Origin of the sequence: Enterococcus sp. FZMF, assembly GCF_030263915.1 — a bacterium.
In the GTDB taxonomy this organism is placed as follows: Bacteria; Bacillota; Bacilli; order Lactobacillales; family Enterococcaceae; genus Enterococcus_D; species Enterococcus_D casseliflavus.
The window spans coordinates 2,171,229-2,183,151 of sequence record NZ_CP127160.1 but is presented as its reverse complement, the minus strand read 5'-3'; the positions used below and the strand labels follow the sequence as shown (position 1 = coordinate 2,183,151).

Annotated in this window: 7 protein-coding genes and 1 pseudogene; all 8 read left to right on the top strand. The window is 43.0% G+C overall.

The features are described 5' to 3' along the window. Nucleotides 1–228: 228 nt before the first annotated feature. The 8 genes and pseudogenes from QN079_RS10565 to topA all read left to right on the top strand — a co-directional run bounded on the left by QN079_RS10565 (nucleotide 229) and on the right by topA (nucleotide 11,847). Complete coding sequence (locus QN079_RS10565; protein ID WP_289229722.1) at nucleotides 229–2,712, top strand: vWA domain-containing protein; 2,484 nt, start codon at nucleotides 229–231, stop codon at nucleotides 2,710–2,712. Continuing rightward, nucleotides 2,661–3,803, top strand: coding sequence for a SpaA isopeptide-forming pilin-related protein (locus tag QN079_RS10560; RefSeq protein WP_289229721.1), 1,143 nt, complete (start codon nucleotides 2,661–2,663; stop codon nucleotides 3,801–3,803). The genes QN079_RS10565 and QN079_RS10560 overlap by 52 nt, the downstream gene beginning before the upstream one ends. Nucleotides 3,804–3,857: 54 nt before the next feature. After that, nucleotides 3,858–5,725 (top strand): annotated as a pseudogene (locus QN079_RS10555) (SpaH/EbpB family LPXTG-anchored major pilin). A gap of 22 nt (nucleotides 5,726–5,747) precedes the next feature. Then, nucleotides 5,748–6,644, top strand: coding sequence for a class C sortase (locus tag QN079_RS10550; RefSeq protein ID WP_289229720.1), 897 nt, complete (start codon nucleotides 5,748–5,750; stop codon nucleotides 6,642–6,644). Nucleotides 6,645–7,064: 420 nt separating this feature from the next. Further along, entirely contained in the window at nucleotides 7,065–7,931 is an 867-nt protein-coding gene (ylqF, locus tag QN079_RS10545; RefSeq protein ID WP_005229614.1) for a ribosome biogenesis GTPase YlqF, read from the top strand. Beyond that, nucleotides 7,915–8,679: a ribonuclease HII gene (gene rnhB / locus QN079_RS10540; protein ID WP_005229617.1), complete on the top strand. Its 765-nt coding sequence runs from the start codon at nucleotides 7,915–7,917 to the stop codon at nucleotides 8,677–8,679. The genes ylqF and rnhB overlap by 17 nt, the downstream gene beginning before the upstream one ends. Nucleotides 8,680–8,747: 68 nt before the next feature. Beyond that, nucleotides 8,748–9,626, top strand: a complete 879-nt coding sequence (dprA, locus tag QN079_RS10535; RefSeq protein ID WP_289229719.1) for a DNA-processing protein DprA — start codon at nucleotides 8,748–8,750, stop codon at nucleotides 9,624–9,626. Between the two features lie 142 nt (nucleotides 9,627–9,768). After that, entirely contained in the window at nucleotides 9,769–11,847 is a 2,079-nt protein-coding gene (gene topA / locus QN079_RS10530) for a type I DNA topoisomerase (protein WP_005229621.1), read from the top strand. The last annotated feature ends 76 nt before the right edge of the window (nucleotides 11,848–11,923 follow it).

Genomic DNA, 11,923 nt, shown 5'->3' with positions numbered 1-11,923 from the left:
CATAAAGAATAAAAATAGAAATCGCAGGTGAAAAACGATAGTTTTTTACATTATTAAATAACATGTCGATAATGAATTAACTTTAAAATAACTAACTTTTTTTCTTATGAATAACTACAGGTGTGCCAATTAGTTCTATTTTTCAGAAAATAAAAAAAAGAGGTGCCTTTTGCTTCTTTCTTGTATGATCAGCTTGTAATTTTTGCTTCTTTGAAAGGAGGTCTTTTTATGTTTTTGACAAAGAGACACCACTGGTTCTCTTTCATTTTCTGTATGTTAGGGGGGATACTATTTTTCATTTATTCGAGTTTGCAAATAAATGGGACTGCAAGTGCACAAGAAGAAAACACGATCACTATTGCTGAAACGAAGCAGATCAAGCTGACTGGTCACCAAGAGGACCATCAATTTTCTTTATGCTATCAGCTACCACAAAAAAACAAACAGCAGCGTCTCTGGGTACAACTATATGCGATCGATGAAACGAAGGAACAGTTGTTATTAAAAACAAGCAATGAAGAGATGACTCAAGTCAAGGATGATTCCGCACAGTCTTGGCTTACAACCCAAGATTTCTTACAAACACCAACGGAACAAGAACTAATCTTTCAGCTGCCTGAAGAAACGAAAAAGCTAAAATTGACGATTCAGATCGAAGAATATGACAAGGAACGTGAAGAATCGTACAACCTACTGTCTTTGAATGAATCAGTTTTTGACATCCCACTTGCCACAAATTCTGCTTCTTCAGAAACGTCAGAAGTCAATTCTGGCACTGGATCCTCTTCAGAAGCCGTGAGTGAGTCGACCTCGGAGCAAACGGCGACTGAAAGTTCAAAAGAAGTTTCGAACGAAGAAACGAAGGAAGAGACAAACGAGACAGGAACGGCGACAAGTGCTCCTGAAGAGGAAACGCTTATTGAACCATTTAAACAAGAACATCTTTATCAAAAAACGACCGTTTCACAGGCTTTTGCTTCGATTGAACCAGATTATACGACAGACCAAAGCGGGACGTATCCTGTGGCGAACTGGAAAACTGATGAAAACAGTAACGTCTTAAATCATCAGGGGAACAAGGATGCAGGCGAAACGTGGGACGGCATAACTACATGGAATGGCGATCCAGCAAATTTGACCCATTCATATATTGAATATGGTGGTGTAGGAGACGAAGCAGATTTCGCGCTACGAAAATTTACCAAAGAGACGAATACCCCAGGACTATTTGATGTCTACCTAAATGTACGAGGGAATGTTCAACGTCAAATTGATCCCATCGATGTCGTGTTGGTAGTGGATTGGTCAGGCAGTATGAATGAGATGGGACGGATCGCAGAAGTGAAAAAAGGCGTGGATCGCTTTTTGAATCAAATTGAAGGAAGCGGCATGCAGGATAGTGTCTACATGGGCTATGTCGGTTATTCCAGTGATGGCAGCAATTACCAAAACAAAACCTGCCAATTAGGAAAATTTTCTGAAGTCAAAGAGACGATCCGATCGATGACGCCAGAAACAGCAGCTGGGGGAACCTTTACACAAAGGGGGCTACGTCAAGCAGGGGATATGCTATCGACGCAAAATGGACATAAGAAAGTCATCGTTTTGCTAACGGATGGCGTTCCTACTTACAGTTATCATGTGTCTAAAGTGCATACCCAGGCAGACGGCAGTTATTATGGAACCGCCTTTTCTCTTACTCAAGACCAGCCGATGAATACATCGTTTCTCTACAATGGCTATTTTGCGTTTGATCAACAGAACAATTATAAATGGATCAACAATACCTTTATCGCCACGATTGGTGAAGCGATGGCGTTAAAAGAACGCGGCATCGAGATTCATGGGTTGGGGATTCAACTGCAAGGAGATCAAACCGCTGGGTATACAAAGGCCGATGTCGAGAAAAAAATGAGACAGATGGTTTCTGCTGATGAAGACGGCCATCTTTATTATGAGTCAGCGAATGAAGCAGCGGATATTGCCGACTATCTCGAGAAAAAAGCCCTTCACATTGCGGCAACAGTCACCGATGGCGAGATTACTGACCCCATTTCGCAGCCATTTGTCTACGAAGAAAATAGCTTGTCCGTCAAAAGTGTCGGGTCGGCTGCTCTAACGGTGCAGCCTGACATTTCGATGTCTGACAATACAATCCATGCTTCTGGTCTTTATTTAGGCGAAGGGCAAGAACTGCAAATTCATTATCAAGTGCGGATTCAAACAGAAGCAGCGGATTTTAAACCAGATACTTGGTATCAAATGAATGGCGAAACGGTATTTTATCCGAATCATCAGTCCGATCAAAAGGCATTGTTTGGTGTGCCATCCGCCAAAGCACCTGGGAAGGAGGTGACGATCAAAAAACACTGGGAAGAATACGATGGCGATAGCTCCAGTCGTCCCGAAACGATCTATTTTGAAATAAGCAGGAGTCCTGTCAGCAATGAGAATAGCTGGCAAACAGGGTATCTCAAACTTACTGAGACCGATGCCCAAGACCAGACAACTTGGGAACGAAGCAAGGTTTACGCGCTTTCTGAAAAGGATGGGATGGAGTACGAAGAAACCGTTTACTGCCGCTGTATAACAATCAAGGAGAAACTTTTGATTATCAAGTCACAAATGAACGAGCAGTGGCAGGTTATGAAGCGGCAAAAGTGGACGCTTATACATGGAAAAACACAAAGGCGTTTGTGCCCTTGGCATTAAACCTGATCAAAAAATCCGCTGTAGGAGAGGTGAAGCTGACAGGTGCCGTTTTTGAATTAACGGAGGCAGGAGAGACAGTGACCCTTGTGGATCAAGGGGATGGAACGTATGGGCTGCCAGCAGATACTGTGTTGCAAAAAGATCAGACCTATCGTTTGGAGGAAGTCACTGCACCGGCGGGACATCATTTATCTAAGCAGACAGAGTGGCTAATTCATATTGATGCGCAAGGGAATACGACGATCGATGGGCAACCCGTCACAGTGGACGATCATACGATTACGCTGGAGATCACCAATCCGTTTACAGAAATTCCAGTTGCTATTCGAAAATATACGGTACAAAAAGAGCAGCAAGTACTGTTAGCTGGGGCTGTCTTTTCTCTGCAACAAAAAACAGCAGCGGGGAACTATCAAGAAATTGCCTCAGAAACATCGAATGATGTGGGGATGGCTGAATTTACGATCCTTGAGCCGGGCGCTTATCGCATCTCAGAAACAGCCGGTCCGCTTGGATACGATACGATTGCTGGTGATTATGAGTTTGTCGTTGGTTCAGACGGAAAGATCCAGTATCAAGGGGAAAACGTCGCTGCAGCTGCCAACTGTTGGACTCTTACCCATGGCAATCAGTTAAAACCTTTTGATTTGGTGGTCAATAAACAGGATGAACTGGGACAAGCACTTGAGGGAGCCAAATTCCGCTTAAGCGGAAACGGTCAGACGATAGAAATACCAGAATCCCAAGAATCGCTAGCGGTATTTCATTTCCATGATCTAACACCAGGCAGCTATACCTTAGAAGAAATTGTTACGCCTACAGGCTATGCTGGTTTAACAGCACCTGTGAAAATCAGGATCGAAGAGGATGGCAGTGTCTTGATTGACGAAAAATTGCAGCCGAATCTTCTTGTTTCTGGAGAAAAGAACAATCAAATAGAATTGATCGTCACCAATCAAGTAAAAGTGTCTCTTCCTGAAACAGGAGGGAATTGGCATGGGTGGCTGGCGATTCTTTCAGCAGGTCTACTAGTCCTTTTAACAGGTAGCTATCTGTACGTTACGCGCAAAGATAAGCCTTCATTAAAGTAATTTGACCATTCGTGAAAAAACGAAAATATCAAACATAGAAGAGAGGAAAGAACAATGAAAAAGATTTTTAATCATACGAAAATGGTTTGTCTCCTATTTTTACTTCTGCCATTTGTCTTTTTTGGAACGAAAAATCAGCAAGTATCCGCAGAGAGCAATTTGGCACAGGTCCATCTGCATAAAAAGAAAATGGTCAATTTGCCAGGTTCATTGATTCAAAATAGTGGGACTGAGATGGCAGAGTTTGATCAATACCAAGGCTTAGCCGATGTCACTTTTTCTGTCTATGATGTGACCACAGCATTTTATGAAAAACGATCTGCAGGGGCATCCGTTGAAGAAGCGAAGCGTCAAGTCCAAACCTTGACGCCTGGTTCCCCTGTAGCTAGCGGGAGACAGATGCAGCCGGTGATTTGGTTTTTGAATTGCCGAAAAAACAAGCCGATCGGGATGCAGTTTACACCATTGTAGAAGCCCCTAAAGACGGTGTTACCACTGCTGAGAACATGGTGATCGCCTTTCCTGTTTACGAAATGATCCAACAAGCAGACGGGTCGTATGCTTACGGGGAAGAAGAATTAGACACGATTCATCTTTATCCTAAAAATACTGTCACAAATGAAGGAACGCTCCTTGTGAATAAGCGAGGAACGGGGGAAAACGAACCACTGAATGATGCGGAATTTGTCATCTCAAAGCAAGAAGGAAACCAACAGACCAAGAAATATATTTTAAGTGCAGCCGATGGACTTTATACGTGGACGACTGACAAACAAGCAGCGTACCGCTTTTTAACAGGTAAACAATATGCTGCTGGAGAAACGACCATCGATGTTGAAGAAAACCAAAAAGGACAGTTAAAAGTTGAGCAGTTAGAAGCAGGCACCTATCAATTAGAGGAAACGAAAGCCCCAAGTCAAGCCGCCTTGATCGAGCAAGAAACCATCAAGGATTTTTCGATCGCAGCAGGCAATGACGTCACGGTTGAGTTAACAGTCAAGAATGACACGACAAATGTTACCAAAACAACACCACAATTAGACGGCAAAGACGTGGGAATCGGCGAAAGAATTCAATATCACCTAACGGTCAATATCCCATTAGGTATCCAAGACAAAGTAGGAGCAGAAAACAAATACAAACAATTCCAATTGATCGATGCGCACGATCCAGCGTTGACTTTTGAAAATACAGCAGAGGGAGAAACTGGCTATGCGTTGTATGATGGAGAAAAGAAAATCGATTCAACGAACTATCAAGTAACGGAAAAAGAGCATGGCTTTACGGTAACCATCAATCCAGAATTTGTGCCGCAATTAACGCCGGGAAATCAATTGCGCTTTGTGTATTATATGTATTTAAATGAACAGGCTATGCCTATCAATGGCTTTAAGAATGAAGCAAATGTAGAAACAGATTTCATGACGGATCAAACGCCGCCAAGCGTGGAAGTTTTGACCGGGGGCAAACGCTTCTTAAAAGTCGATGGGGCTGTGACCGCTACCGAAGCGCTGGCAGATGCAGTTTTTGTTGTACGAGATCAAGACCGTGATGATGCCAACTACTTGAAAATCGAAGAGGGAACCAAACAGGTATCTTGGGTGCAAACAGCGGATGAAGCGACGAAATTTACCACAGGTACAGATGGATTGGTTGATATCATCGGGTTGAAATTTGGCACGTACTATTTGGAAGAAGTAAAAGCACCGAAAAATTACGTGCTGCTAACAAATCGCATCGCTTTTGAAGTCCATGAAACGTCTTATGGAACGAAAGAGCAATTGGGAGAGCCCGAAAAAGTTCCTAACCGCCGCAAAGGAACCTTGCCAGCAACTGGTGGTGTCGGCACGTATTTAATAGGCGCAATCGGAGTGGTGATCGTTGGTTTAGCAGCGGGTTATTTTGTAAAACGGAAAGGGTAAGTAAATGAGATGAAAAAGCACGATGAGTATCAGACGAAGAAATGGCGTAAAAGCACCAACTAGAAAAGTAACTTTATTGGATTTTCTGATGGGTGTTCTGCTGCTGCTAGGGGTTTTGATCATCAGTTATCCTTTTGTAAGTAATCAGCTCAACACGTTTTTGGATCAACAGTTGATCAGTTACTACCAAAGCCAAGCCAAAAAAATGAGTGAAATAGAAAAACAACAAAAAAGGAACCAGTTGGAACGAGCAAATCAAGAGCTGGCACAGCAACCCAGCAATCCTGGAATCAAAGAAACGCAAGATTTATCAGAAACAAGAGACTCAGAATCAGTTGATACACCTGATTACTATGAACGACATACGATCGGTGTTTTAAAGATCCCCGTAATCGGTGTCGCTCTCCCGATTTTTGATCAAACCACCGATACGTTGTTAAAAAGAGGTGCAACATTATTGGAGGGCGCTTCGTATCCAATAGGTGGTGAAGATACCTATGCGGTTCTTTGTGGGCACCGTGGGTTAACGAGTGCAACGCTCTTTACTGATCTGCCTAAGCTGCAGATCGGCGATGAGTTTTATATCGAAACGTTTGATGATACATTGGCGTATCAAGTAGATCAAATAAAAACGGTCGACCCTGATGATACTCAGGCATTAAAAATTGTGAAAGGCAGCGATTACGTCACGCTGTTGACCTGTACCCCCTATATGGTCAATAGCCATCGTTTATTGGTACGGGGCAAAAGAATTCCTTATGTTGAAGAAAAAGAAACAGCCGCCGCCAAAAAAGTACAGCAGCAAAAAGTAGGATTGATGCTAGGCGTGATCACTGTTCTTATCCTCCTCTTGGTGATTAGTAACAGGATTCAGCGGAAAAAACGTCTTCATTCGAATACTTCCATTGATGAAAAGTAAGGATCGTTCGTTTTTCTCACTCAGTAGAAGAAAATGACTTTTTAACCTAAGTCAGAATGAAACATGTCGTGTGAAATATGGTACAATAACTAAGATAAAAGATAGCAAAAAAGCAGTCAGACTATTGTGCGTGTGTTAGGAAAAACCAAAATAAAGCGGTAAGGATGCTTCATTCAACCACTTCCCCAAAATTAAAAGTCAAGGAGCGTTGAAACAAACGCGCTCGAAGCTTTTCCTATGCATCAGGTTGGAAAAAGAACCTTGATCCGCAAACAGTTCAGCTAGTTTGCTGCACTGCTGGGTTTTTCAGACTCAAAAAAAGCAAGTAGCCTTCGTTCTTGTCACCTATAGACTACACGAATATAAAAACGACTGTCTTTTTTATCAATTCGAAGAAGTACCAAGGAGGAAAACGTTCAAATGACCATTCAATGGTTTCCAGGCCATATGGCGAAAGCCAGACGTGAAGTAAGTGAAAAATTAAAGTTCGTGGATATCGTTTTTGAACTCGTGGACGCACGCTTGCCGATTTCATCCCGCAATCCCATGTTAGATCAATTATTACAACAAAAACCACGATTGATCTTGATCAATAAAGCGGATCTCGCAGATCCCGTTCAAACCAAAAAATGGGAACATTATTTCCAAGCGCAAGGCTATCTAGCACTGGCAATCAACGCCCAAGACAATCAAGGGGTTAAAGCCATTGTTCCTACAGCAAAACAAGTCTTGAAGGAAAAAATTGCTCGTGACAAAGCGAGAGGCTTGAAGCCTCGTGCGATTCGAGCAATGGTGATCGGCATCCCGAATGTCGGAAAATCGACCTTGATGAACCGCTTAGTAGGGAAGAAAATCGCTCAGACGGGCAATAAACCCGGCGTGACGAAAGGGCAGCAATGGCTGCGTTTTGGGACTGATCTAGAGCTTCTAGATACGCCTGGGATCTTATGGCCAAAATTTGAAGATCCTGAGATCGGCAAGAAGCTGGCATTGACCGGAGCGATCAAAGACCAGCTGATCCACTTGGATGATATCGCATTGTATGGTCTTGATTTTTTTGCCCGCTATTATCCTGAAAGAATCGCGAATCGTTACCAACTAAAAGCGGAAGAAGAGGCGTTGTTAGCGCCCGATCTGTTGATGAAAATCACGGAAAAACGTGGCTATAAAGACAATTACGATCGAGGAAGCGAACTCGTTGTCTTCGACATTCGGCAAGGGAAATTGGGCCGATATACACTAGATCGAGTGGAGGAAATGGAAAGCCAAGATGAAACAACCGATTAAGACAATCAAAGAGCGATTATTTGATCCAGCTTTCAATGACCAAGCGTATTTGCAGGCGCTGCAAGCAGATGAACGAGCGGGGGTCCAAAAGCTGCTGCAACAATACGAGAAACAGCGAGTGAAACACCAGCTATTGCAGGAAAAATACGAAGAAATGATGCGTTTTGAAAACGAAGCATTTCAGCAAGGCGCTCGTTTTATTGCTGGTTTAGATGAAGTGGGGCGCGGACCATTAGCAGGACCCGTTGTGTCAGCTGCGGTCATCTTGCCTAAGGAATGTCAGATCTTAGGTCTAAATGATTCCAAACAGCTTTCTGCCAAGAAAAGAGAAGAGCTATTTATCGAAATTCAAAACAAAGCCGTTGCTGTCGGTATCGGTGTGGTCAGTCCAGAAGAGATCGATCGGATCAATATCTATCAAGCCAGTCGTCTAGCAATGAAAGAAGCCTTGATCGACTTAGCAGTCAAGCCCGAGTATTTACTGATCGATGCGATGACGATCGATACGGAAATCCCTCAACAAAGCTTGATCAAAGGAGATGCCCGTTCCATTTCCATTGCCGCTGCAAGTATCATCGCCAAGGTATATCGAGACAACTTAATGAAAGATTTTCATGAAGTCTATCCTTTTTATGGGTTTGATCAAAATGCTGGGTATGGAACCAAAGTCCATTTAGAAGGGCTAGCTGCCCACGGAATCTGTCCTATTCATCGTAAAACATTTGCGCCAGTAAAACAATATCTATAAATTTCATCCATCCCTCTTTTTTTAGCGAATCTTATAAGTAAGATTACTAAGAAAAGAGGGCTTTGTTTATGAAGTATCAACAAGCAACAGATTTTGAAAAACAGTTGATAAAACTGTACTACTGTCAGGGAATTGGTCTGCAAGGTTGTTGGAAGATCATTTGGCATTGGTTGGAAACAAAAGAGATGAATTGTTCGCTGGAAGAGATGATTGCCATCGGGGTCCTTCCACAGCACCGTGCGGTTTTTCGGCGATCATGGGAGCGATTGACGGACGAACACATCGCACAAAAGATGGGCGCACAAAACTACCTCACTTTCTTCTCGGCGGAGTATCCGATGCTTTTACGACAAATCGCGGACCCGCCATTGATGCTTTTTTATGAAGGGAATCTGCAATTGCTACAAACGACCATGATTGGCTTTGTTGGTGCAAGAACGGCGTCCTTATACGCACGAAAAGTTTGCGAAAAGCTGATTCCACCTCTAGCGACGGAAAATTATACCATCGTTAGCGGATTGGCCAATGGTGTCGACAGCTTTGCCCATGAATCAGCCATCAGAAATCGTGGACAAACCATTGCTGTGATTGCTTCTGGGATGGACCATTGTTATCCGTCATCTTCCTACCGTTTGTTCCAGCAGATCCGTCAAGAACATCTGGTGCTAAGCGAATATCCGCACGATACCCAACCGCAAAGATACCACTTTCCGCTGCGCAATCGCATTATTGCTGGGATCTCAAAAGGGGTCTGCGTAATTGAAGCCAAGGAAAGAAGCGGTTCTTTGATTACGGCACAGTTAGCGATGGAAAACGGACGAGAAGTTTTTGCAGTGCCTGGTGAAATGATTTCGGATCAGTCAAAAGGTTGTCACAGCTTGATTCAAGATGGTGCAAAATGTACGATTAGCGTGTCGGATATTTTACAAGAGTTAGCCTTTTTTTGATTTTTCCAATCAACCTTCCTTGACAAACCTTTTCTTGAAAGCTATGATAAGCTACGATTTGTATGTTTCATCTGCATACGATAGGTTCACTGATTGATAGAATATAATAGTAGGAAAAATTCAGGAAGGAGCCATTTTTTATATGGCATATAAATATTTAGTAATCGTGGAATCGCCCGCAAAGGCGAAAACCATTGAAAAATACCTTGGACGAAATTACAAAGTCGTCGCAAGTGTCGGTCATATTCGTGATCTCCCTAAAAGTAAGATGGGGATCGATGTCGAAAATGATTATGAGCCTCATTACATTTCCATCCGTGGAAAAGGTGACGTGATCAAAAGTCTCCGTTCTGCTGCGAAAAAAGCTGAAAAAGTCTACCTCGCAAGTGACCCGGATAGAGAAGGAGAAGCTATTGCTTGGCATTTAGCTTTTCTACTTGGACTAGATTTAAAAGATAAAAATCGTGTCGTCTTTAATGAAATCACTAAAGATGCGGTCAAAGCAGCCTTCAAAGAGCCAAGAACGATCGATGTGGATCTCGTCGATGCTCAACAAGCACGGCGGATCTTAGACCGATTAGTCGGGTATTCATTGAGTCCGATCCTTTGGCGCAAAGTCAAAAAAGGGTTAAGTGCTGGACGTGTTCAATCGGTGGCGCTTAAGATCATTATTGATCGTGAAAAAGAGATCCGTGATTTTGTTCCTGAAGAATATTGGAGCATTGATGGAAACTTTAAAAAAGCCACGAAGAAATTCAAAGCCAATTTTTGGGGCTTAGATGGCAAAAAGAAAAAATTACCGAATGCTGAAAGTATTAAAGAAGTCACCGATCGCCTTTCTGGTAAAGACTTTCAAGTGACAAAGGTTGAAAAGAAAGAACGCAAACGGAATCCATCTGCACCATTTACCACCAGTAGTTTGCAACAAGAAGCAGCCCGCAAACTGAATTTTCGAACACGGAAAACCATGATGGTCGCACAGCAGCTCTATGAAGGGATCGCCCTTGGCAAACAAGGGACTGTCGGTTTGATTACCTATATGCGTACCGACTCGACGCGAATCGCTGACACAGCCAAAGGGGAAGCAGCCGAATTTATCGAAAACACCTATGGTTCAGAGTTCTCCGCTCACGGTGGCAAAAAACGCGCCAATGCACAAGGGGCGCAGGATGCCCATGAAGCAGTAAGACCGACCAGTGTTTTGCGTACGCCAGAAGCCATGGAGAAATTCTTAGACAAAGACCAATTAAAATTGTATCGCTTGATCTGGTCTCGCTTTGTGGCTAGTCAAATGACGCCTGCCATTTTGGATACGATGAAAGTTACTTTGGATCAAAATGGTGTCATCTTTATTGCCAATGGTTCAAAGATCAAATTCAAAGGATTTATGCAGGTCTATGTGGAAGGACGCGATGATGGCAAAGAAGACAAAGAGAACATCTTGCCAGAGTTAGTCGAAGGAGATGTCGTTCAATCCGTATCGATCGAACCGAAACAGCATTTCACCCAACCACCTGCTCGTTACAGCGAAGCAACGTTGATCAAAACCCTTGAGGAAAACGGTGTGGGTCGTCCTTCAACCTATGCACCGACGTTAGAAACCATTCAGCGGCGTTATTATGTGAAATTGACGCAAAAACGTTTTGAGCCAACTGAACTTGGTGAGATCGTCAATTCGTTGATCGAGGAATTCTTCCCGCAAATTGTTGATATGCATTTTACTGCTGAAATGGAAAATAGCTTGGATAGCATTGAAGCTGGGAAAGAAGAATGGGTCAAAGTTGTCGATCAGTTTTATCGCCCATTTGAAAAAGAATTGACAACTGCAGAAGAAAGTATCGAAAAAATTCAAATCAAAGATGAACCTGCAGGCTTTGATTGCGATCTTTGTGGTCATCCGATGGTGATCAAATTAGGCCGCTACGGAAAGTTTTATGCTTGCAGTAATTTCCCAGATTGCCGCAACACAAAACCAATCGTGAAAGAAATCGGCGTTGAGTGCCCTGTCTGTCATCAAGGGCAAGTCGTTGAACGCAAATCGAAGAAAAACCGGTTGTTTTATGGTTGTACCCGCTACCCTGAATGTGACTTTACTTCTTGGGACAAACCAGTGGGTCGTAATTGTCCGAAGTGTGATAATTATTTAGTCGAAAAGAAAGTCAAAGGCGGGAAACAAGTCGTTTGTATCAAAGGCGACTATGAAGAAAATGTGCAAAAATAACTAGCAGGATATCCTGTTAAAAAAGAATCGGCGTATTCTCTTAAACGGTCAGCCTCATCGTTGGCTGACAAAAGAA

What these genes read in the sequence shown, in the direction of transcription:
- ylqF (WP_005229614.1), top strand. Translation starts at nt 7,065, where the DNA reads ATGACCATTCAATGGTTTCCAGGCCATATGGCGAAAGCCAGACGTGAA.
- dprA (WP_289229719.1), top strand. Translation starts at nt 8,748, where the DNA reads ATGAAGTATCAACAAGCAACAGATTTTGAAAAACAGTTGATAAAACTG.
- QN079_RS10565 (WP_289229722.1), top strand. Translation starts at nt 229, where the DNA reads ATGTTTTTGACAAAGAGACACCACTGGTTCTCTTTCATTTTCTGTATG.
- rnhB (WP_005229617.1), top strand. Translation starts at nt 7,915, where the DNA reads ATGAAACAACCGATTAAGACAATCAAAGAGCGATTATTTGATCCAGCT.
- QN079_RS10550 (WP_289229720.1), top strand. Translation starts at nt 5,748, where the DNA reads ATGAGTATCAGACGAAGAAATGGCGTAAAAGCACCAACTAGAAAAGTA.
- topA (WP_005229621.1), top strand. Translation starts at nt 9,769, where the DNA reads ATGGCATATAAATATTTAGTAATCGTGGAATCGCCCGCAAAGGCGAAA.